The sequence below is a fragment of the Actinophytocola sp. genome (genome assembly GCF_035762905.1).
Taxonomy (GTDB): Bacteria; Actinomycetota; Actinomycetes; order Mycobacteriales; family Pseudonocardiaceae; genus DASYTH01.
In genome coordinates this window covers 1-20,757 of sequence record NZ_DASUCC010000164.1, presented here as the reverse complement: position 1 = coordinate 20,757, position 20,757 = coordinate 1, and the positions used below count along the sequence as shown (strand labels likewise).

The following is a 20,757-nucleotide window of genomic DNA, read 5'->3' as shown; positions in this document are numbered from 1 at the left end:
GGCCGCTACGCGGCCGGCGCCCGCGGCGCTTGGTCTGATGCTTGTCGAACGCGAGCCGGTCGGAGAGGCTGGCGGGATGTGGTGGTCGCGTGGCCAGGTTCCGCCGAGTGTCCTGCAATCCGAGCACGGGTTTCTCGCCATCGCCGGGCGGGAGAAGTCGCTGACGCCACAGGAAGCGGTCGTGGCGTTCCGGGATCTGGTGTCGGCCGACATGGCCTGGACGGACGACCGCAAGCGGCGCAACCGCCGCAAGGCGAAGGGGACGCAGGTCGCCGGGCTCATCCTGACCGCGCTGTCGACCGTCGTGCTCGGGATCCCGACGATCCCGGAACAGGCCGCCATCGCGCTGCCGATGGTCGCGACCGTGACCGTGCTGGCCGGCCTGGAGACCTTCAACAGCTGGCGGGCCCTGTGGGTGCTGATGGAGGAGACCCAGTACCGGCTCCACCGGGTGCGCGATCACATGGACTTCTACCTGGTGACCACACCCGCCGACCAGGTGAGTCTCGATCGGCTCCGGGAGTTCTTCGACCAACAGCAGGAGATCTGGAACGACGTGAGCCGCCGCTGGCTCGAGTTCCGCAAACTCGACCGCACCCCCCGCGAGGTCCACTCGGCACCCGGCGAGGCTCGCTGACCAGCCGAGACCTCCGAGTCACCGGTGCACCCCCTGCTCCGCCGGCGCGCACGCGGCAGAGGATCGACCTTGTGCCTGGAACCGGCTGCGCCGGCCTGCGGCCGGCGCAGCCGGCCGCAGGCCGTCAGTTCGGTGCGGGACTGAACATGAGGCATGGCGGAGCAGCTCCGACCATCCGCTGTCCACGGAGCGGAGGTCCCGGGACCTGATCGGTGCGATGGCTCGGCGCCGCCGGGTCAGTCGTGGGTGGTGCGGCGGGTGGGGTACCAGGTTTCGCCGGCGGGTTCGGAATTCATGTTCCAGGACCAGGAATGGGTGGGGGTGATGCGGATGTAGTAGCCGGGGCCGACCATGCCGGTGCGTTCGACGGGGGGTTCGGCGGTGCCGTAGATGCGGATGCCGCGGGCGGTGAACGGGTCGAGGGAGACGAGGTCGTCGATGACGAGGGCGACCTTCGTGTTGCCGGACAAGAGGTTCCGGGATTTGCGGGTGTGCAGGAAGGACTGGCCCGGGCCGCCGACCCAGAAGTGGGTGCCGTCGAACTCGAACGCGACGGGGACGACGTCGGGTTGGGCGTCGGGAGAGAGGGTGGCGAGGCGGGCAAGGGGTTGGGAGCGGAGGTAGGCGAGCTCTTCCGGGGTGAACGACATGTCAGTGGAGGGTATGGGTGAGCCGGAACAGGCGGATCTCGCGGCCGGAGCGGGTGGCGTAGTCGTGGTAGGCGGGCCAGGCGGTGGTGACCGTGGACCAGGCGACGGCGCGGTCGGGGCCGGTCAGCAGGGTGGCGGTGACGGGGAAGGCGTGGCCGCGGACCAGGGCGGTGGCGGCCGGGTTGGCGATCAGGTTGGCGGACCAGGCGGGATGGTTCGGCTTGCCCCAGTTGGAGGCGACCAGGATCAGGGAGCCGTCGTCGGGGATGGCCATCAGGGGGGTGGTGCGGGCCTGGCCGGTGCGGCGGCCGGTGGTGGTCAGCAGGACGGCCGCCATGCCGGCGAACCGGCTGAACGCGACGCGGCCACCGGTCAAGCGTTGCAGGGCGATGTCCATGGCGACCAGGTGCGGGCCGACGGCGGACAGCCACGGCTGGCGGCCGAGCGTCTGGGCGAGTCTGCGCACGAGCTTCACGGGGTTAGTGAAACAGGATGACCGCGGGGTTGGTTACCGGGACCGGGTCGCCGGCCGCGCCGAGTCCGCCGGTGGAGGGGTCGCGGGGCAACCGGGTGACCGTGCCGGAGTGCTGGTTGGCGACGTAGATCCACTGCTCGTCGGGGCTGAGCGTGCAGTGCCGCGGCCAGTCGCCGCCGGTCGGCGCGGTGCCGGCCGGAACCAGGCGGGCGCCCGCGTCGTGCACGGCGAACACCAGGATCGTGTTCGCGCCCCGGTTGGACACGTAGAGGAACCGGCCGTCCCGGCAGGCGAGGATCTCGGCGGGGAACGTCTCGCCGGGCGCGGCGATCGGGACCACCTGGCCCGGGTCGAGCCGGCCGCCGGCCGGATCCCAGGCCGCCACGGTGATCTCCGGCCGCCGCTCGCCGAGGATGTACACGTGCCGGCCGAACGGGTGGAAGGCCACGTGCCGGGGCCCGGACCCGTCGGGCAGGCCCAGCCGGGAGCGCGGCGCGAGGCTGCCGTCGGACAGGTCGAGCCGGAGCACGTGCACGGTGTCGGTGCCCAGGTCGGCGGCGAGCACCCACCGTCCACTCGGGTCGGTGAGCACCTGGTGCGCGTGCCCGCCGAGCGTGGCGAGGTCGGAGGCGGCGCCGATCTCGCCGGACGGCTCGAGCGGGTGCACCACGACCGTGCCGCTGCCGTAGTTGGCGGTGAGCAGGAACCGGCCGCTGGTGTGCACGCTCAGGTGGGTCGGGGCGGCGCCCTTGGTCGGTTGCCGGCCCAGCACCTCCGGTCGCTCCGGGTCGGCGATGTTCAGTGCGGTCACTGACCCGTCCGGCTCCTGCTCGCTGGTCGCGTACAGCACCTGCCGGTTCTGGGCGAACGCCAGGAACGACACGTCCGGGACGTCCGCGACGGTCCCGGTCATGCGCAGCTCGGCCGTGTCGGGATCCACCCGGCCCACTGCCAGACCCCGGTCAGCCGGGAAGCTGCCGACGTACATGGTGGACAATGGTTCCCCCTTCGGCGCCGCGCACCAGGTTACCCACCGGCCGGTTCACCGGCTCCGGTCGACCGCCGTGACGAACTCGGCCGTACGGAGCCGGATCTCGGCGAACCGGGACGCCTCGGCGGCCTCGGCGGAGATCACCGCTCGGCCGGCCGCCACCGCCACGGCGCCGGCGGCCAGGTACTCGGCGGCGTTGCCGGCGTGTACCCCGCCGCCCGCCACCAGCGGGGTGCCCGGGTACGGGCCGTGCAGGTCGCGAAGGTATTCCGGACCGAGCCGGGCCGCGGGAAACACCATGACCGCGACGCTGCCGGCGTCCACGGCCGCGGCCACCTCGGTCGGGGTGAGCGCGCCGATCAGCAGCGGCACCTCCTGGCGGGCGGCCTCGGCGGCCACCTCGGGCCGGACCGCCGGGGTGGCCAGGAACCGGGCGCCGGCGCTGACCGCGTCCCTGGCCTGACGCCGGGTCAGCACCGTGCCGGCGCCGATCAGCAGACCGTCCACGGTGGACGCCAGCTCGATCAGGTCCACGGTGGTGGGCGTGCTCAGCGCGAACTCCACGATCGGCAGCCCGGCCTCGACCAGCGTCGCGGCCACCCCGGCCGGGTCCGGGATCGACCTGGCGCGCACGACGGCGAGCGTCCGGTGGGCGCGCAGCGCGGCGAGCAGGTCCAGGGTCACGGCGCGCTCCGCACCGGCCGGATCGAATGGCCGGGCAGCGCGCCGGTCGGCCGGCCGTCGTCGATCACCGGGGTCCCGTTCACCAGGACGTACGGGATCCCGGCGGCGGGCCGGCGCGGGTCGTCGAAGGTGGCCCGGTCGGCGACCGTCTCCGGGTCGAACAGCACCAGGTCGGCGGCGTATCCCTCGCGCAGCAGCCCGCGATCGGACAGCCGCAACCGGCGCGCCGGCCGGCCGGTCAGGTGCGCGACGCACTCCTCCAGCCCGAGCACGCCCAACTCGCGCACGTACCGGGCCAGGTAGCGCGGGAACGTGCCCCAGGCCCGGGGATGCGGCCGCTCGCCGGCCAGCAGCCCGTCGCTGCCGCCGGTGTGCGCAGGGTGCCGCATGATCGCCCGCACGTTGTCCTCGTGCCCGACGTGCATCAGACACGAGGTGCCCAGCCGCTCGGCGATCAGCGTGTCGAAGACCAGCTCGCTCGGCGGTTTCCCGGCCCGCCGCGCGGACTCCGCCACGCTGTGCCCGACCAGGTGCGCGTGCTCCGGCAGCCGGACCCCGTTGATCTCGATCCAGGCCCAGTCCACCGGAACGCCCATGCAGCCGTCCGAGCCGTGCACCTCGAGGTCGAGCCGGATCCGCTCCCGAATGTCCACATCGGACAGCCGGGCGAGCACGGCGTCCGGGCCGCCCGCACCGGCCCAACTGGGCAGCAGCGCGGACAGGTAGGTGGCGCCCGGCAGGTACGGGTAGGTGTCCAGGGACAGGTCGCAGCCCTGGTCGATCGCCTTGTCCAGCAAGGAGAGCAGCTCACCGGCGCGGCCGGCGTTGACCGGGAAGTTCAGCGTTGCGTGGGCCAGGTGCAGTGGGCAGCCGGATCGCAGCGACACCTCGACCATCTCGGCGTAGGCGGCCAGCGCGCCGGCGCCGTAGCTGCGGTGGTGCGGGCTGTAGTAGCCGCCGAGCCGGCCGACCACCTCGCACAGCGCCACCAGTTCGTCGGTGCCGGCGTACATGCCGGGCGTGTACGTGAGCCCGGAGGACAGCCCCGCGGCTCCCTCGGCCATCCCGGTGGCGACCACCTCGCGCATCCGGTCCAGCTCCGAACCGGTGGGCGCCCGGTCGTCCCAACCGATGACCAGCAGCCGGATCGTGCCCTGGGGCAGCAGGTAGGCGGCGTTGACGGCGATCCCGCGGTCCAACCGGTCCAGGTACTCGCCGACGCCGCGCCAGGTCCAGTCGAAGCCGGGCGGGTCGCCGTTCCAGCCGGCGAGCTGGGTGCGCAGCCCGGCCAGCGTGGCGTCGTCGACCGGGGCGTAGGACAGGCCGTCCTGGCCGAGCACCTCGAGGGTGACGCCCTGGGAGATCTTGGCAAGGTGCTCGGGGTCGGCCAGCACCTGCAGGTCGGAATGCGAATGCATGTCGATGAACCCGGGCGCGAGGACCAGGCCGGTCGCGTCGATGGTTCGGGTTCCGGTCGGCCTGCCCCCGATGGCGGCGATCCGGCCCGCCTCGACGCCCACGTCCGCGCGGTAGCCGGGGGCACCGGTGCCGTCCACCACGGTGGCACCCCGGATCACGATGTCCATGGTGGACCCCATCAGAAGTAGGTGCGGATCAGGTCGACCACGGTCTCGCCGTCCGCGCCGGCCACCGGGATCAGCTGCCACTTGTCGAAGGTCGTGCACGGGTGGGACAGACCGAACCCGACCCAGTCCCCGACCCGCGGGTCGGCGCCCGCGGTCACGGCGAGGAACGTGTGCTGGTCGTTCAGCGCGGTGACCCGGCAGCCGGGCAGTGGGGTCACGCCGTCGCCGGACCGGATCAGCTGCGGCTCGGGCAGGCCGAGGTCGTACGGGGCGTCGCGCTTGCCCATGGTCAGCAGGGCGAGATCGGCGGTCGGCCGGGAGGTGACCTGCGCCCAGGCGCGCAGCGCCGACCGGAACGGGGCGGCGTCGTCGAGCCGGGGCGTCGCGCCGAGCGGCGAGAGGCTGCGGTAGGGGCCGTCGTCGTGCGTGACGTAGGCGCCGCTGCGCAGCACCGGGAGCACCGGGAGACCGTCCGGCCACGGCTCGGTGAGCGCGTCGGCGACCAGATCGAAGTAGCTGCTGCCACCGGCGCTCACCAGCACCCGGTCCAGCCCGTCGAACGCGCCGCGCCCGGCAAGGGTGACCGCCAGCTCGCGCAGCCGGACCAGGTAGCCGCGGACCGTGGCCATGGCGTCGGCGGTGCTCTCGTTGGCCACGGCCCCCTCGTAGCCGGCGACGCCGACCAGCCGCAGCGCCGGGCTGGCCGCCGCCGCGTCGGCCACCGCGAGCGCGGCCGGCAGATCCCGGGCGCCGGTCCGCCCGCCGGCCGCGCCCAGCTCGACCAGCACGTCGACCGGCCGGGTGGCGCCCGCGTCGCGCAGCGCCCGGTCCATCAGCGCAACCCCGCGCTCGGAGTCCACCCAGCAGCAGAACTCCAGCCCGGGGTCGGTGGCCAGCTCACCGGCCAGCCAGCCGAGCGCCGCCGGGTCGACCAGCTGGTTGGCCAGCACGATCCGGCTGACCCCGAACGCCCGGTACACCCGCAGCTGGCTGGCGTTGGCCGTGGTGATCGCCCACGCGCCGTGCTCGAGCTGCCGGGCGAACAGTTGCGGCGCCATGGTGGTCTTGCCGTGCGGGGCGAGCGCAAGGCCCCGGGCCGCGCACCAGCGCGCCATCGTGGCGATGTTGGCCGCCAGCGCCGGGCCGTCCAGCACCAGCAGCGGGCCGAGGAAGCCGTCCCGGAACAGGTTCAGGCCGCGGCTCCGGACCTCCGCGATGCTCATCCCGGCCACCGCGGCCGGCATTCCCTTGAAGCGCCAGTCGATCCGCTCGGTCCCGATCGCCGCCACGGCGGCCTGGTCGATGCTCCCGGGTTCGATCCGCACCGGCGCCTCCATTGCGCGATATGCCACGGAATACTGCACCACCTGGTGCGACCCTGTGTAGCATCCGGCCGCATGGCCAGGACCGCGATCCACCCCGACGGCGCCGCGCCCGTCCCGTTCCCGCTCTCGTTCGGGATCCGGAAGGGCAACATCCTCCAGGTCGCCGGCCAGATCCCGGCCGACCACGGCACCGGTGCGATCGTCGGCGACACGGTCGCCGAGCAGACCCGTCAGGCCATGCGCAACGTGACCACGGTGCTCGCCGCCGGCGGCGCCACCATGGACGACGTCGTCATGGTCCGGGTCTACCTCACCGACACCGGCCACTTCGCCGACATGAACGCGGCGTACCAGGAGTTCCTGACCGAGCCGTTCCCGGCCCGCACCACGGTCTACGTCGGCCTGCCGGCCGGGGTGCTCGTCGAGATCGACGCCATGGCGGTGCTGGACGCCTGACCTCAGGCGTCGTCCTCGCGCTCGGGTGAGGAGAAGTTGGCCACGCACTGGCGGATCCGCCGGCGCGGCCAGCGCGAGGCCTCCATGTGCAGCCAGAGCGGGAACAGCGCGTAGGGCGGCACCCGGTTGCGGCGCAGCACGGTCTTGGTGGCGAAGTCCACCATGATGAGCAGCAGCATCAGCGCCAGGATCGCCATGACCAGCAGGAACGGCGGCCACAGCGAGCCGGCCGGCAGGGCAGCGACGCACAGCGCCAGCAGCACCACACTGACCACCGAGGCGTAGGCGACGAACCGCGGCCACACCAGCAGCCGGCCGAGCAGGCTGCGCGGCGGCAGTTGGGTGCGGGTGATCAGCAGTGCGGGGACCAGCAGCAGCACCGTGACCACGGCGTCCGCGGAGGACAGGGTCGCGGCACTGCCCTCGGCGGCGGACGGGATCCGGGTGAACAGCTCGCCGAGCACCGGAAGTCCGGACAGCACGTGGGGTTGCAGCACCACGGCGAACGCGGCGACCAGGAACAGCACCGCGAGGACCAGCTTGGACACCCCCGAGGACAGCGAGATCGGGTCGTCGACGAGGGACATGTAGACGTTCGCGGCGACCGGTTCGCTGTTGGTCTCGTCGTCCTCGCCGAACGGCCGCCGCTGCCAGCGGATCCGCCCGGTGTTCTCCCGGGGGTCGTCGTCGAAGTCGAGGCTCACGTCCAGGTCGGCCGCCTCCAGCTCGGTGGCCCAGGCGCGCAGCTCGGCCGGGGTCAGCGCGCCGCCGGCCAGGTGGAGACGTTCGGTCTCGTACAGCCGGGCGAACCGGGCCAGCCGGGTGACCGGGAACCCGGGCGCGGTGAGGCCGGGGTCCCCCGGCTCGGGGCGGGGTGGCGCCGGGAAATTCGGCGGCCGCGACGAGAACGTGGCGTAGCAGCCCTCGATGTAGGTCTTGAACGCGCGCAGGTCGCGTTCCCGCCTGCGGCCGAGCTCGGCCAGCCGCGCGGTGACGTCGGGCAGTTCGGGCCGGGGCACCCGCATCCGCTCGGTCAGCCGCCGCACGTGCGCCCGGTCGGTGGCGGTGGCCAGCAGGAACCGGCGAACCTGGATGCCTTCCGGCACCGCAACGGTCACCTCGTAGGTGTCCACCTCGCGCGGGATGACGGTCTGGTACCGCACGGTGAACTCGCGGCGCAGCCGGGACCGGCGCCGGTCGGTGGACGTGGTCAGCGCACCGGGCGAGGTGTAGCGCAGCACGTGCTGGGCCGGGTGGGTGGGGATCCGGACGACCAGCAGGTGCTCCCGGGCCGCGATGTCGAGCATCCGCAGGAACGCGCCGCCCTCGGTGAACAGGGCCCGCACCACGGTCGCCGCGCGGTCGCGGATGTCGGTGGTGTGGGTGTCGTCGTCGCGGTCGAGCCCGGGCAGCGGTTCCCGCTCGAACACCCCGCCGTTCTCGATCACGGCGGTGATGGTGGCCTCGATCAGCCAGCGGGACCGGTGGTACCGGTCGCGCACCCCGGCCACGGTCGCCGAATCCTCGGCGCCGGAGTCGAGGTACACGGCGAACACCTTGCGCAGGCCCTGGATCAGCGCCAGGTCGGCCCGCTGCGGCGACATCGTGGGATACCGGTGCCCGTCCACATCGGACACGACCACCCAGCCGGAGTCCCGGCGCGGCTGCCGGGTCAGCGGCAGCCACACCGTGCCCGGTCCACCTGTGCTGCCGGTCCGGTCGGCGGAGCGCACCGCGAGCCGGTCGGCGGACAGGGCCGCGAGCCGGTCGGCGGACAGTGCACCGAGATCGATCTCCAGGCCGACCTGGCGGGTCAGGTGCGTGGCGTCGGCGAGCGTGAGCGTCTCCGAGACCCGGCCGATGTGCTCCTGGTTCAGGGCGAGGTCGAGCAGGTTCAGGCCGAGTTCCTCGGCCCGGCCGTCCCGGGCCGGTTGGCTGGTCGGAATCGGGGTCTCGCGGAGCGCGGCCAGGAACCTGCTCAGCCGGTCCGCGCCGGTCATGCACCCGCCTTTCCCGAATTTCGCGCCCCCTGCCGGGCCATTGTTTCACGCGGCCCGGTGCTAGCGGACTTCCTTGGTACACACGGGGGGTTGTCGGCGCGGGCAAATTCCCCCGCATGGGTGATCTTCCTTTCTCCGCGGTGGTGGTTTTTCAATTCCGGCTTCGGCCGGTGCGATTTCGGGACGGCCGTGCGCCCACCCGCTGACCGGCCCGGCAACCCGGCCCGGGTTGACGCATTACAGTGCTCGGATGGTCGAGTCCCGGATGGAGCGATTGAACGCCGCGGAGCCCGCGCAGGCCGAGGGCCTGCTGCTGGCCTGCTGCGCGGCTCGCCGGTGGGCGGACGAACTGGTGGTCCGCCGGCCGTACCACGATCTGGAGACGCTGGAGCAGGTGTCCGACGCGATCTTCGCCGAGCTGGGCTGGGCGGATGTCGAGCAGGCCCTCGCCGCCCATCCCCGGATCGGGGAGCGGGCCGGCGGCGCCGGCCGGGAGGCGGCCTGGTCGCGCGAGGAGCAGGCGGCGGCCGGCGCCGACGACGCGGCCGCCGCCGAACTGGCCGCGGCCAACGCGGAATACGAGCGCCGGCATGGCCGGGTGTTCCTGATCTGCGCGACCGGCCTGTCCGCCGGGGAGATCCTCGCCGCCCTGCGCGCCCGGCTGGACAACGACGAACAGACCGAGCGGGTCGCGGTCCGGGAGGAACTGCGCAAGATCGCCAACCTGCGGCTGCGGAAGCTGGTGACGGCATGACGATTTCGACGCACGTGCTGGACACCAGCCGCGGCCGGCCGGCGGGCGGCGTGACCGTGCGGCTGGACCTGCGGCTGAACGGCGACTGGTCCACGGTTGACGAGGGCCGCACCGACGCCGACGGCCGGCTGTCCGGCTGGACGGTGCACCGGGCCGGGGAGTACCGGCTGGTGTTCGGCGTCGGGGACTACCTCGGCCCGGACGCGTTCTACCCGGAGGTGACCGTCGCCTTCCGGATCGCCGACCCGAAGGAGCACTACCACGTGCCGCTGCTGATCAGCCCGTTCGGCTACTCCACCTACCGGGGCAGCTGATGTCCCGGATAGTCCTCGGGGACAACCAGTACGGCAAGGCCGAGACCCGCCTGGTCCGGGTGGAGCGTGGCCAGGACCGGCACGACGTCGTCGACCTGAACGTCACCACGACGCTGGCCGGCGACCTGGCCGCCACCCACCTGACCGGCGACAACAGCGGCGTGTTGCCCACCGACACGCAGAAGAACACCGTCTACGCCTTCGCCCGGGACGGCGTCGGCGAGATCGAGGACTTCGCGCTGCGGCTGGCCCGGCACTTCGTCGGTACCGCGCCGGCGATCCGGCGGGCCCGGGTGCGGATCGAGCAGTACACCTGGGAGCGGCTGGCCGGCCACTCGTTCCGGCGCGGCGCCGGCACCCGGACCGCCACCGCAAGCTGCGACGGCGAGAACGCCTGGGTGGTGTCCGGATTGGCCGACCTGGTCGTGCTGAACACCACCGGCTCGGAGTTCCACGGTTTCCACAAGGACCGCTACACCACGCTGGCCGAGACCACCGACCGGATCCTGGCCACCGCCGTGACCGCGCAGTGGCGACATGCCGAGCCGCGCAGCGACGACTGGGGTACCTCGCACGCCGAGTCGACCCGGCACCTGCTGGCCGCGTTCGCCGACACGCACAGCCTGTCGCTGCAGCAGACCCTGCACGCGATGGGGGAGCGGGTGCTCACCGAGCGGCCGGAGGTGGCCGAGGTGCGCCTGGCGCTGCCGAACAAGCACCACTTCCTGGTCGATCTGGCCCCGTTCGGGTTGGACAACCCCGGCGAGGTGTTCTACGCCGCGGACCGGCCCTACGGTCTGATCGAGGGCACCGTGCTGCGTTCCGGCGCGCCGGAGCCCGGGCTGGCCTGGTGGTAGTGCGATGGACTTCTTCCGACCCGAGACGCTGGCCGAGGCGCTGGCGCTGAAGGCCGAGCACCCCGACGCGGTGCCGATCGCCGGCGGCACCGACGTGATGGTGGAGCTCAACTTCGACCTGCGCCGCCCGCCCGCGCTGCTCGACCTCACCAGGGTCGGCGAGCTGGCCGACTGGAGTGTCGGCAACGGCGGCGGCGATGGACTCGTCCGGCTCGGCGCGGGCGTGCCGTATGCCCGGATCATCACCGAGCTGGCCGCCGAGCTGCCGGGCCTGGCGATCGCGTCGCGCACGGTCGGCTCGCCGCAGATCCGCAACCGCGGCACGGTCGGCGGCAACCTTGGCTCGGCCTCGCCGGCCGGCGACGCGCACCCGCCGCTGCTGGCCACCGGCGCGGACATCGAGGTCGCCTCGGCCAGGGGGTCCCGGACCATCCCGGCCGCGGAGTTCTTCAGTGGCCCCAAGCGGTCCGTGCTGGCGCCGGACGAGCTGATCACCGCGGTGCGGCTGCCGAAGGCGCGCGGCCCGCAGCAGTTCGCCAAGGTCGGCACCCGCAACGCGATGGTCATCGCGGTCTGTTCGTTCGCGGTCAGCCTGGACGCCGCGGACCGCACGGTCGGCACCGGGATCGGCTCGGCCGGCCCGACGCCGCTGCGCGCCACCGAGGCCGAGGCGCTGGCCGCGGAGCTGCCCTGGCAGACGAGGCAACCCGTGCCGGACGACGTTCTCGGCCGGTTCGGCGAGCTGGTCGGGGCCGCCGCCCGGCCGATCGACGACGTGCGCGGCAGCGCGGCCTACCGCCGGCACGCGCTGTCCGTGCTGGCCCGCCGCACGCTGTCCTGGGCCTGGCGCGACTACTGCTCCGGAGGGTGGTCCTGATGCGGGTGAACGTGGAGGTCAACGGCCAGCCGATGACCGCGGACGACGTGTGGCCGGGCGAGAGCCTGCTGTACGTGCTGCGCGAGCGGCTCGGTCTTCCGGGTTCGAAGAATGCCTGCGAGCAGGGCGAGTGCGGGTCGTGCACGGTTTACCTGGACAGCGTGCCGGTGTGCGCCTGTCTGGTGGCCGCCGGTCAGACCGAGGGCCGGCGGGTGCGCACCGTGGAGGGGCTGGCCACCGGCGAGGCGCTCGACCCGGTGCAGGAGGCGTTCGTGCGGACCGGCGCGGTGCAGTGCGGGTTCTGCACCCCCGGCCTTGTGGTCGCGGCGCACGACCTGATCCGCCGCAACCCGCACCCGTCGGACGCCGAGATCCGCGAGGCACTGGCCGGAAACCTGTGCCGCTGCACGGGATACGAGAAGATCCTGGACGCCGTGCGGCTCGCGGCGTCCACAGTGGACGGTGAAGCATGAGGACGGTGATCGAGGGTGCCGCGGTGTTCGCGGTTGATCGGGGGAGCACCGAGCACGACACCGGGTATGTGATCATCAACCACGGAGTGATCGAGGCGGTCGGCGCCGGTTCGGCTCCGGACAAGGGGCCGGTGGACCGCCGGATCGACGGCCGCGGCTGCCTGGTCACCCCGGGACTGGTGAACACCCACCACCACCTCTACCAGTGGGCCACCCGGGGTCTGGCCCAGCAGAGCGACCTGTTCAACTGGCTGACCACGCTCTATCCGGTGTGGGCCGGGCTGGACGAGGAGGTCACCGAGGCGGCCGCCACCGCGGGTCTGGTCCGGCTGGCCGAGACCGGCGCCACCACGGTCGCCGACCACCACTACGTCTTTCCCCAGGGGGCCGGGGATCCGTTCACCGCGGTGGTGTCCGCCGCGCACCGGGTCGGGGTCCGGCTGCACGCCGTGCGCGGGTCGATGGACCGGGGCCGCTCGCACGGCGGCCTGCCGCCCGACTCCATCGTCGAGGACACCGACGACGCGCTGCACGGCACCGAGGTGGCGATCGAGCGCTACCACGACCCGGCACCCGAGGCCATGGTGCGCGTCGCGGTGGGGCCGTGCTCGCCGTTCTCGGTCAGCCCGGAACTGATGAAGGGTGCCGCGGAACTGGCCCGCCGCAAGGGGGTGCGGCTGCACACCCACCTCGCCGAGACGCTCGACGAGGAACGGCAGTGCCAGGCCGAGTACGGCTGCACGCCGGCCGAGTACGCGGACCGGACCGGCTGGCTCGGCGACGACGTGTGGCTGGCGCACGGCATCCACCTGTCCGACGACGCGGTCAGCCGGCTCGGCCGAACCGGGACCGGCGTCGCGCACTGCCCGACCTCCAACGCCCGGTTGGGTGCCGGGATCGCCCGGGTTCGCGACCTCATCGAGGCCGGCGCGCCGGTCGGGCTCGGCGTGGACGGCGCGGCGTCCAATGAGGACGGTGGGCTCGGCGTCGAGTTGCGCGCGGCCACCTACCTGGCGCGGCTGCGCGGCGGACCGGATGCGCTCACCGCCCGGGCGGCGTTGTGGCTGGGCACCATGGGCGGAGCCCGCTGCCTCGGTCGCCAGGACGAGATCGGCTCGCTGGAGCCGGGCAAGCAGGCGGACCTGGCGCTGTGGCGACTGGACGGTATCGAGCACGCCGGCATCGCCGACCCGGTGGCGGCGCTGGTGTTCGGCGCGCTGCCACCCGTCCGGCTGCTGCTCGTCGGCGGGAAGACCGTGGTCGAGGACGGCACGATCCGCACGGTGTCCGATGTGGACACCGCAACCGCGTTGCGCAGGGCCAGTTTCCGGCTGGCGCGCCGGGCGGAGGCGAACCGATGACCGGCGCGCTCACCACCAGCTCGGTCGCCGGGGCGGTCGGCGACAGCCCCACCCGGCCGGACGGCGCGCTCAAGGTGCGCGGCGAGTTCGCCTACTCCTCCGACCTGTGGGCCGACGAGATGCTCTGGGGCGCCACGCTGCGCAGCCCGCACCCGTACGCCCGGATCACCTCGATCGACATCTCGGCGGCGCTGACGCTGCCCGGCGTGTCCGCCGTGCTCACCCACGATGACGTCCCCGGGGCGAACATCTACGGCCTCGAGCACGCCGACCAGCCGGTGCTCGCCGAGAACGTGGTGCGCTACGAGGGCGAGCCGGTCGCCATCGTGGCCGCCGACCACCCGGAGACGGCCCGCCGGGCCGCCGATCGGATCGTGGTCGGCTACGAGGTGCTGGAGCCGGTGACCGACGCCGAGACCGCGATGGACCGGGCCGCCCCGGTGCTGCACCCGGGCCATCCGACCGGCAACGTGGTGCGGCACGTGGTGATCCGCAGGGGCGAGCCGGATCCGGCCGCGGACGTGGTGGTCACCGGCGAGTACACGGTCGGCATGCAGGATCAGGCGTTCCTCGGCCCCGAGTCCGGGCTGGCGGTGCCGGCCGAGGACGGCGGCGTGGACCTCTACATCGCGACCCAGTGGCTGCACGTGGACCAGCAGCAGGTGGCCCGCGCGCTCGGCCTGCCGGTGGACCGGGTCCGGCTGCACCTGGCCGGGGTCGGCGGGGCGTTCGGCGCCCGCGAGGACCTGTCCATGCAGGTGCACGCCTGCATGCTGGCGCTGCACACCGGGAAGCCGGTCAAGATCGTCTACGGCCGGGAGGAGTCGTTCTTCGGCCACGTGCACCGGCACCCGGCCGTGCTGCGCTACGAGCACGGCGCCACCAAGGCCGGCGACCTGGTCTACGTCCGGGCCACGATGATCCTGGACGGCGGCGCCTACGCCTCGACCACGGCGGCCGTGGCCGGCAACGCCGCCACCCTCGGGGTCGGGCCGTACCGGGTGCCCAACGTGGCCGTGGACTGCTTCGGCATGTACACCAACAATCCGCCGTGCGGGGCGATGCGCGGGTTCGGCGCGGTGCAGGCGGCGTTCGCCTACGAGTCGCAGATGGACCGGCTGGCCACCGCGCTCGCCATGGACCCGGTCGAGCTGCGGATCCGCAACGCGGTCGCCGAGGGCTCGGTGATGCCGACCGGGCAGGTGATCGACTCGCCGGCACCGGTGGCCGAGCTGCTCCGCCGGCTGCGCGCCCGGCCGCTGCCGCCGCCCGTGAGCACCCCGGTCGACCTGCGCGAGATGCCCGGCGGGGTGTCCAACACGACGCACGGCGAGGGCGTGGTGCGCGGCGTCGGTTACGGCGTCGGGGTCAAGAACGTGGGGTTCTCCGAGGGCTTCGACGACTACTCGACCGCCCGGGTGCGGCTCGAGGTGATCGGCGGCGAGCCGGTGGCCTCGGTGCACACCGCCGCGGCCGAGGTCGGCCAGGGTCTGGTCACCCTGCAGGCGCAGATCGCCCGCACCGAGCTCGGCGTGCACCGGGTGACGATCCAGCCGGCGAACACCGCGGTGGGCAGCGCCGGCTCCAGCTCGGCGTCCCGGCAGAGCTACGTGACCGGCGGCGCGGTCCAGGCGGCCTGCCAGGCGGTGCGGGACGAGGTGCTCAAGCTGGCCACCGACCGGCTCGGGCGCGAGGTGACCACGCTGGCCGAGGTCGACCTGGTCGAGGTGCTCGGGTCGGAGGCGGTCGAGCGCACCGTGGAGTGGCGGCACCGGCCGACCTACCCGCTGGACCCGACCACCGGCCAGGGCAACGCACACGTGCAGTACGCGTTCGCGGCGCACCGCGCGGTGGTCGACGTGGACCTCGAGCTGGGCCTGGTCCGGGTGGTCGAGCTGGCCTGTGCCCAGGACGTCGGCCGGGCGATGAACCCGGACGCGGTGCTCGGCCAGATCCACGGCGGCACCGCGCAGGGCCTCGGCCTCGCGGTGATGGAGGAGATCCAGGTGGTGGGCGGCAAGATCCGCAACCCGTCGTTCACCGACTACCTGATCCCGACCGTGCTCGACATGCCGCCGATGGCCGTCGACGTGCTCGAACTCGCCGACCCGCATGCCCCGTACGGGCTGCGCGGGGTGGGCGAACCGCCGACCATCTCCTCGACGCCGGCCGTGGTCGCGGCCATCCGCGCGGCCACCGGCAGGGCGCTGACCAGGGTTCCCGTCCGGCCGGAGCACATCGTGAACCGCTGACCGGACGACCCTGCGCGGGTGATTACCAGGGTCCTACTGCTCTTTTCGGCGGGGACGGAGCGTGGTACCCAGTAGTCTGTCGATGACTAGCCGTAGTTCACTCGATCGGGCCAAGGATTCGCCACGACGCGAGCGTGTCGAGGGTGGTGTTCTCTGCCCGTTTGGGTGGAGAGTGTCACTGAGTGAAACCCCGGCCCCCCGAGAAGGACAGCCGAGAACGATGACCTGGCCCATGGATGGCGCCGGTGGACCGAGCTGAGCTGGTCGGCCGGTGGGCCGGGTCGCTCACTGAGATCATCTACGTCGCGCGCTCCCGCGACGAGATCGAGCAGGAGCTGGGCGCCCTGCTCGACCGGCTGATCATCGCGGTTCGCGGGCAGGACCTCGACGCCTCGGCGTGCCAGCAGGCCGGCCTGCGGCTGGCCGACTTCGGCTTCACCAAGGCCGAATGCGTCGGGCGCACCCTGCGGGTGCTCAACGAGGGCCTGCCGGAGCTCGGCGGGCTGGACGGGGTCGAGCAGCGGTTGCTGCCGATGCTCGGCGAGCTGGCCACCGGCTTCACCACCGGGATGCGGAACCGGCTCTTCGCCGAGCAGGAGGAGATCAAGCGGGCGCTGACCCGGGCCAAGGAGAACGCCGAGCGCGACCTCGAGGCCAGCGAGGAGCTGTTCCGCGAGGTGTTCACCTCCTCCTCGGTGGGCATGGCGCTGGCCGACCTGGACGGCGAGCTGCTCAAGACCAACCGGGCGCTGGCGAACATCCTCGAGTACGCGCCGCGCGAGCTCGGCGGGCTGAGCCTGCGCGACCTGTTCCATCCGGACGAGGCCGAGCTGCTGATCCTGCGCTTCCAGGAGCTGCTCGAGGCGGACGCGCTGCCGTTCCGCGAGCGGCGCAAGCTGTGCCGCAAGGGCGGCGACGAGGTGCTGGTGTACCTGTCCGGCCAGCTGATCCGGTATCCGGACGGCTCGCCGCGCAACCTGGTGGTCTCCGCCGAGGACGTCTCCGACCGGCACCTGCTCGAGGACCGGTTGCGGTTCCAGCTGGTGCACGACCCGCTCACCACGCTGGCCAACCGGCAGCAGTTCCTGTCCCGGGTCGAAGAGGCGCTCGGCGGCAGCCGCGCGGCGGACTCGGTCACGATCCTGCACGTCGACCTGGACGGGTTCGCCGCGGTGAACAACGGGCTCGGCCGCGAGGTCGGCGACCAGCTGCTCCGGATCGTGGCGAAGCGGCTGATCGCCGTGGTGGCCGACGAGACCGCCACGGTCGCCCGGCTGGACGGCGACGAGTTCGGCATCCTGATCGAGAACTCCGAGCGCACGCCGGCACCCGAGGCGATCGCGACCCGGATCAACGAGGAGTTGGCCGAGCCGCACTACGTCGGGGACCAGGGCGTGGCCACCACCGCGTGCATCGCGGTGATCAAGGACCCGCGCCGGGGCACCGAGCCGCAGCGGCTGCTGCAGGCCACCGACATCGCGTTGCGCCGGCTGAAGTCGTCCGGCCCGCGGCAGTGGGCGCTGGTCGACACCGAGCAGGACGAGCAGGACCGCGACAAGTTCCAGCTGGCCGCGTCGATCCCGGGCGCCTGGGAGAACGGCGAGATCGAGCTCAGCTACCAGACCGTGATCGCCACCGACGACCACCGGGTCCTCGCGGTGCAGCCGCAGTTGTGCTGGAACCACCCGGAGCGCGGCCCGATCGGTCACGACCAGGTCATCGCGGTGCTCGAGGAGACCGGGATGAGCCTGCCGATCGGGCGGTGGATGCTCACCCGGGCCTGCGAGCAGATCATGTCCTGGAAGGACGCCAGCGAGACCGACCCGCCGCACCTCTACGTCGAGCTGACCCGGCAGCAGGCCGGCGATCCCGACCTGGTCGCCACCGTGCAGGACGCGCTGCTGTGCACCGGCCTCGCCAACGAGCGGCTGCGCCTCGGCATGCCGGTGCAGGCGCTGTGCATGCGCGACGGTCTGGCCGAGGACAACCTGGACGTGCTGGTCGACCTGCGGATCTATCCGGTGCTGTACGAGTTCGGCACCAGCCGCGGCGACCTGGCCTGCCTCGAGGACCTGCCGGTCCGCGCGGTCAAGATGAGCAACCTGGTGATCAGCCGGATCACCAGGGCGGTGCGGGCCGGCAAGGAGACCATGTTCCTGCGCGCCATCCGCAACCTGGTGCCGCTGGTGTGCGAGAACGGCGCCGTCGTCGCGGTCGGCAACATCGAGGACGAGGACCAGCTCGCCTGGTGGCGGGAGACCGGCGCCGCGGCGGCCTCCGGTCCGCTGTTCGGTGTGGCCGGGCCGCCCGACGAGATCGAGCAGCTGTTCACCGGGTGAACCCGCGGGTCCCGCCCGGCGCCAAGATCAGTCGCCGCATAGCCTGTCGACCATGACGGTCGCCGCCGACATCGCCGTGTTCGAGACCCTGGAGTCCGAGGTTCGGCTCTACTGCCGCACGTTCCCGGCCGTGTTCAGCCGGGCCCGCGGGGCCGAGCTGCACGCCGAGGACGGGCGGGTGTTCATCGACTTCTTCTGCGGCGCCGGGACGTTGAACTATGGGCACAACAACGAGCACATCGGCCGCCGGCTGACCGCCTACCTGGCCGACAGCGGCCTGGCGCACGGGCTCGACCTGCACACCGTGGCCAAGCGGGAGTTCCTGACCCGGCTGCGCGACGTGGTCCTCGCGCCGCGCGGGCTGGACTACAAGGTGCAGTTCTGCGGGCCGACCGGAACCGACGCGGTCGAGGCCGCGCTGAAGGTGGCGCGCAAGGCCACCGGCCGGCGCGGGGTGATCGCGTTCTGCGGCGCCTACCACGGCATGTCCCGCGGCTCGCTGGCGGTGACCGGCAACCGGCGGGCCCGGGCGGCCGGGGGAGTGGGCATGGCCGACGTGATGTTCGTGCCCTACGAGGACGGGCCGGCCGGGCGGTTCGACTCGATCGGTTACCTGGAGCGGATGCTGGCCGACCCGTCGTCCGGAATGGACGTCCCGGCCGCCGTGATCGTCGAGCCGCTGCAGATGGAGGGCGGCCTCTACCCGGCGTCCGTGCCGTGGCTGCGCCGGCTGCGGGAGCTGACCGAGCGACACGGGGTGCTGCTGATCTGTGACGAGATCCAGTCCGGCTGCGGGCGGACCGGGCCGTTCTTCTGCTTCGAGCACGCCGGGGTGGTGCCGGACATCGTGACGCTGTCCAAGGCACTGAGCGGATACGGCCTGCCGCTGTCGGTCACCCTGCTGCGCCGGGACCTCGACGTGTGGGCGCCGGGTGAGCACACCGGCACGTTCCGCGGCAACCAGCTGGCCTTCGTCACCGCGACCGCGGCACTCGAGCTGTGGGAGCGGGCGGACTTCCAGGCCGGGCTGGTGACCGCGGGCGCCCGGCTGCACCGGTTCGCGGCGTGGGTGCGGGAGACCCAACCCGGGGTGACCGTGCGGCAACGGGGTCTGGCGATGGGCATCGACCTCGGCGCGGCCGGCGGGCCGGCGCGGGCCGGGCGGGTGCAGCGGCAGTGCTTCGAGAACGGCCTGATCGTGGAGCGGTGCGGCCGTGAGGACGAGGTGCTGAAGGTGATCCCGCCGCTGACGATCGATCCGGTGACGCTGGAGCGCGGGCTGGCGGTGCTGCTCGACGCGCTGGGCCGGCCGGGTCAGGCGGCGGCGGGGGTGACCGCGAGGGCCGCGAGCCCGGCGGCGGTGAGGGTGGCCGGCACCCGCTGACCGTACTGGCCGGCCTGCGCGGGCTCGATCAGCCCGTCGTGGGCGAGCAGGTGGGCGGTGAACTGGTCACAGCAGGCGACGCCATCGATGAACAGGTCCGGCTCACGGCTGCAGGTGAGCTCGGCGCGCCCCTCGTCCACGGCCCGAAGCATTGCGAGCGCCCGGTGGTTGAGTGTGGACATCGGGGGTACATCCTTGTGCTTGAGGCCGGTGACAACCGTTGGATGGATCGTCGTCTCATAAGGTTTCATCGGTCGATCCAGTCGTCGTATTAGCAATTCACAGTTACCAAGAGGAGGGGTCTGGGGGCGCCGTAGATACATTCGGCCTGGACCGGGGTCTGGATGGGTCCAGTTGCCGTGCACGGTGCGTAGCCGTCCGTGTTGGTAAATGACGAGCATTGGGAGGTCAGATGACCGAGTCGCTGCCCGCCGCCGGGGCCGGAACCGTCGCCGTCGGCGGCCTGCGGGTGTGCCGGATGGGCTACGGCGCGATGCAGCTCACCGGCCCCGGCGTGTGGGGCGATCCGCCCGACCGTTCGGCGGCGGTGCGGGTGCTGCGCCGGGCCGCCGAGCTGGGGGTGGACTTCATCGACACCGCCGACTCCTACGGCCCGTACGTGAGCGAGGAGCTGATCCGGGAGGCGCTGCACCCGTACGACAAGATCGTGATCGGCACCAAGGGCGGCTTCCTGCGTACCGGCCCCGGTGAATGGACCGTCTGCGGCAACCCGGCCTTCCTTCGCCAGGAGGTCGAGATGAGCCTGCGCCGCCTCGGCCTGTCCACCATCGATCTGTACCAACTGCACCGCATCGACCCCGACGTCCCCGCCGAGGACTCGTTGGGCGAACTGGCCCTGCTCCAGCGCGAGGGCAAAATCCGCCACATCGGCCTGTCCGAGGTGAACGTCGACGAGATCAAGGCCGCCCGCGGCGTCGTCGAGATCGTCAGCGTGCAGAATCTCTACAACCTCACCGACCGCCGCTCCGAGGCCGTGCTCGACTACTGCACCAACGAAGGCATCGCCTTCATCCCCTGGTTCCCCATCGCCACCGGCCGCCTGGCCCGCCCGGGCGGCATCCTTGCCCGCCTCTCCGGCGAGTACGGCGCCACCCCTGCCCAACTGGCCCTCGCCTGGCTGCTGCGCCGCTCCCCGGTCATGCTCCCCATCCCCGGCACCAAATCCGTCGCCCACCTCGAGGAGAACGTCGCCGCCGCCGGCCTCACGCTGACCGACGACCAGTACGAGGCGCTCACCGCAGCCGGGTAATCGACGAACCCGGTGCAGCCAGGCATCCTCCGCATCGGAAAGTGGGCAGCGCGCGGCGCCGCAGGCGCCGGG

Annotated in this window: 20 protein-coding genes; 12 read left to right on the top strand and 8 right to left on the bottom strand. The window is 72.7% G+C overall.

All coding sequences use genetic code 11. The features are described 5' to 3' along the window. Positions 1–637 (top strand): SLATT domain-containing protein (locus VFV67_RS35875; RefSeq protein ID WP_326475174.1); only part of this gene is annotated, 637 nt, incomplete at its 5' end. A 236-nt stretch (positions 638–873) separates the two neighbouring features. Here the strand turns inward: VFV67_RS35875 and VFV67_RS35870 are convergent. The 6 genes from VFV67_RS35870 to VFV67_RS35845 are packed head-to-tail and all read right to left on the bottom strand — an operon-like array spanning position 874 to position 6,342. Then, on the bottom strand, positions 874–1,287 hold the full coding sequence (locus tag VFV67_RS35870) for a PPOX class F420-dependent oxidoreductase (protein ID WP_326475173.1): 414 nt from the start codon (positions 1,285–1,287) through the stop codon (positions 874–876). Position 1,288: 1 nt separating this feature from the next. After that, the gene (locus tag VFV67_RS35865; protein ID WP_326475172.1) at positions 1,289–1,762 is read right to left on the bottom strand and encodes a nitroreductase/quinone reductase family protein; all 474 of its coding nucleotides are present in this window, start codon (positions 1,760–1,762) and stop codon (positions 1,289–1,291) included. 4 nt (positions 1,763–1,766) lie between these two features. Further along, complete coding sequence (locus VFV67_RS35860; protein WP_326475177.1) at positions 1,767–2,750, bottom strand: lactonase family protein; 984 nt, start codon at positions 2,748–2,750, stop codon at positions 1,767–1,769. A gap of 54 nt (positions 2,751–2,804) precedes the next feature. Beyond that, positions 2,805–3,437 carry a bifunctional 4-hydroxy-2-oxoglutarate aldolase/2-dehydro-3-deoxy-phosphogluconate aldolase gene (locus tag VFV67_RS35855; RefSeq protein WP_326475171.1) on the bottom strand — a complete coding sequence of 211 codons (633 nt, stop codon included), beginning with the start codon at positions 3,435–3,437 and terminating at the stop codon, positions 2,805–2,807. Beyond that, positions 3,434–5,023 (bottom strand): D-aminoacylase, encoded by a 1,590-nt coding sequence (locus tag VFV67_RS35850; protein WP_326475176.1) that lies wholly within the window; start codon positions 5,021–5,023, stop codon positions 3,434–3,436. The genes VFV67_RS35855 and VFV67_RS35850 overlap by 4 nt, the downstream gene beginning before the upstream one ends. Positions 5,024–5,034: 11 nt before the next feature. Further along, entirely contained in the window at positions 5,035–6,342 is a 1,308-nt protein-coding gene (locus VFV67_RS35845; protein WP_326475175.1) for an amino acid deaminase, read from the bottom strand. 78 nt (positions 6,343–6,420) lie between these two features. Here VFV67_RS35845 and VFV67_RS35840 point away from each other — a divergent pair, with 78 nt between their 5' ends. Beyond that, entirely contained in the window at positions 6,421–6,804 is a 384-nt protein-coding gene (locus tag VFV67_RS35840) for a RidA family protein (protein ID WP_326475170.1), read from the top strand. Between the two features lie 2 nt (positions 6,805–6,806). Here VFV67_RS35840 and VFV67_RS35835 read toward each other — a convergent pair whose 3' ends face one another. Beyond that, positions 6,807–8,804, bottom strand: coding sequence for a hypothetical protein (locus VFV67_RS35835; protein ID WP_326475169.1), 1,998 nt, complete (start codon positions 8,802–8,804; stop codon positions 6,807–6,809). Positions 8,805–9,054: 250 nt separating this feature from the next. On the opposite strand from VFV67_RS35835, the gene uraD reads away from it, so the two are divergent. The 9 genes from uraD to VFV67_RS35790 all read left to right on the top strand — a co-directional run bounded on the left by uraD (position 9,055) and on the right by VFV67_RS35790 (position 19,415). Next, positions 9,055–9,558 carry a 2-oxo-4-hydroxy-4-carboxy-5-ureidoimidazoline decarboxylase gene (gene uraD / locus VFV67_RS35830; RefSeq protein ID WP_326475168.1) on the top strand — a complete coding sequence of 168 codons (504 nt, stop codon included), beginning with the start codon at positions 9,055–9,057 and terminating at the stop codon, positions 9,556–9,558. Beyond that, entirely contained in the window at positions 9,555–9,872 is a 318-nt protein-coding gene (uraH, locus tag VFV67_RS35825; protein WP_326475167.1) for a hydroxyisourate hydrolase, read from the top strand. Before uraD ends, uraH begins: the two co-directional genes overlap by 4 nt. Beyond that, entirely contained in the window at positions 9,872–10,729 is an 858-nt protein-coding gene (gene pucL, locus VFV67_RS35820) for a factor-independent urate hydroxylase (protein ID WP_326475166.1), read from the top strand. The genes uraH and pucL overlap by 1 nt, the downstream gene beginning before the upstream one ends. 4 nt (positions 10,730–10,733) lie before the next feature. After that, the gene (locus VFV67_RS35815) at positions 10,734–11,606 is read left to right on the top strand and encodes an FAD binding domain-containing protein (RefSeq protein ID WP_326475165.1); all 873 of its coding nucleotides are present in this window, start codon (positions 10,734–10,736) and stop codon (positions 11,604–11,606) included. Then, entirely contained in the window at positions 11,606–12,079 is a 474-nt protein-coding gene (locus tag VFV67_RS35810) for a (2Fe-2S)-binding protein (RefSeq protein WP_326475164.1), read from the top strand. The genes VFV67_RS35815 and VFV67_RS35810 overlap by 1 nt, the downstream gene beginning before the upstream one ends. Then, complete coding sequence (locus VFV67_RS35805; RefSeq protein WP_326475163.1) at positions 12,076–13,440, top strand: 8-oxoguanine deaminase; 1,365 nt, start codon at positions 12,076–12,078, stop codon at positions 13,438–13,440. Before VFV67_RS35810 ends, VFV67_RS35805 begins: the two co-directional genes overlap by 4 nt. After that, complete coding sequence (gene pucD / locus VFV67_RS35800) at positions 13,437–15,692, top strand: xanthine dehydrogenase subunit D (protein WP_326475162.1); 2,256 nt, start codon at positions 13,437–13,439, stop codon at positions 15,690–15,692. The genes VFV67_RS35805 and pucD overlap by 4 nt, the downstream gene beginning before the upstream one ends. 245 nt (positions 15,693–15,937) lie before the next feature. Continuing rightward, on the top strand, positions 15,938–18,031 hold the full coding sequence (locus tag VFV67_RS35795; protein ID WP_326475161.1) for a putative bifunctional diguanylate cyclase/phosphodiesterase: 2,094 nt from the start codon (positions 15,938–15,940) through the stop codon (positions 18,029–18,031). Positions 18,032–18,083: 52 nt separating this feature from the next. Next, a complete protein-coding gene (locus VFV67_RS35790) occupies positions 18,084–19,415 on the top strand; it encodes an aspartate aminotransferase family protein (protein ID WP_326475160.1) in 1,332 nt (443 codons plus the stop codon). Here the strand turns inward: VFV67_RS35790 and VFV67_RS35785 are convergent. Continuing rightward, positions 19,346–19,597: a hypothetical protein gene (locus VFV67_RS35785; RefSeq protein ID WP_326475159.1), complete on the bottom strand. Its 252-nt coding sequence runs from the start codon at positions 19,595–19,597 to the stop codon at positions 19,346–19,348. The two genes, VFV67_RS35790 and VFV67_RS35785, sit on opposite strands and share 70 nt — an antisense overlap. Positions 19,598–19,827: 230 nt before the next feature. Here VFV67_RS35785 and VFV67_RS35780 point away from each other — a divergent pair, with 230 nt between their 5' ends. Further along, the gene (locus tag VFV67_RS35780) at positions 19,828–20,685 is read left to right on the top strand and encodes an aldo/keto reductase (protein WP_326475158.1); all 858 of its coding nucleotides are present in this window, start codon (positions 19,828–19,830) and stop codon (positions 20,683–20,685) included. Positions 20,686–20,757: the final 72 nt, after the last annotated feature.

Excerpts from the sequence above, each read along its gene's own strand:
- pucL (WP_326475166.1), top strand. The coding sequence starts at position 9,872 with ATGTCCCGGATAGTCCTCGGGGACAACCAGTACGGCAAGGCCGAGACC.
- pucD (WP_326475162.1), top strand. The coding sequence starts at position 13,437 with ATGACCGGCGCGCTCACCACCAGCTCGGTCGCCGGGGCGGTCGGCGAC.
- VFV67_RS35840 (WP_326475170.1), top strand. The coding sequence starts at position 6,421 with ATGGCCAGGACCGCGATCCACCCCGACGGCGCCGCGCCCGTCCCGTTC.
- VFV67_RS35870 (WP_326475173.1), bottom strand. The coding sequence starts at position 1,287 with ATGTCGTTCACCCCGGAAGAGCTCGCCTACCTCCGCTCCCAACCCCTT.
- VFV67_RS35785 (WP_326475159.1), bottom strand. The coding sequence starts at position 19,597 with ATGTCCACACTCAACCACCGGGCGCTCGCAATGCTTCGGGCCGTGGAC.
- VFV67_RS35850 (WP_326475176.1), bottom strand. The coding sequence starts at position 5,023 with ATGGACATCGTGATCCGGGGTGCCACCGTGGTGGACGGCACCGGTGCC.
- VFV67_RS35780 (WP_326475158.1), top strand. The coding sequence starts at position 19,828 with ATGACCGAGTCGCTGCCCGCCGCCGGGGCCGGAACCGTCGCCGTCGGC.
- uraD (WP_326475168.1), top strand. The coding sequence starts at position 9,055 with ATGGTCGAGTCCCGGATGGAGCGATTGAACGCCGCGGAGCCCGCGCAG.
- VFV67_RS35860 (WP_326475177.1), bottom strand. The coding sequence starts at position 2,750 with ATGTACGTCGGCAGCTTCCCGGCTGACCGGGGTCTGGCAGTGGGCCGG.
- VFV67_RS35790 (WP_326475160.1), top strand. The coding sequence starts at position 18,084 with ATGACGGTCGCCGCCGACATCGCCGTGTTCGAGACCCTGGAGTCCGAG.
- uraH (WP_326475167.1), top strand. The coding sequence starts at position 9,555 with ATGACGATTTCGACGCACGTGCTGGACACCAGCCGCGGCCGGCCGGCG.
- VFV67_RS35805 (WP_326475163.1), top strand. The coding sequence starts at position 12,076 with ATGAGGACGGTGATCGAGGGTGCCGCGGTGTTCGCGGTTGATCGGGGG.
- VFV67_RS35815 (WP_326475165.1), top strand. The coding sequence starts at position 10,734 with ATGGACTTCTTCCGACCCGAGACGCTGGCCGAGGCGCTGGCGCTGAAG.
- VFV67_RS35835 (WP_326475169.1), bottom strand. The coding sequence starts at position 8,804 with ATGACCGGCGCGGACCGGCTGAGCAGGTTCCTGGCCGCGCTCCGCGAG.
- VFV67_RS35810 (WP_326475164.1), top strand. The coding sequence starts at position 11,606 with ATGCGGGTGAACGTGGAGGTCAACGGCCAGCCGATGACCGCGGACGAC.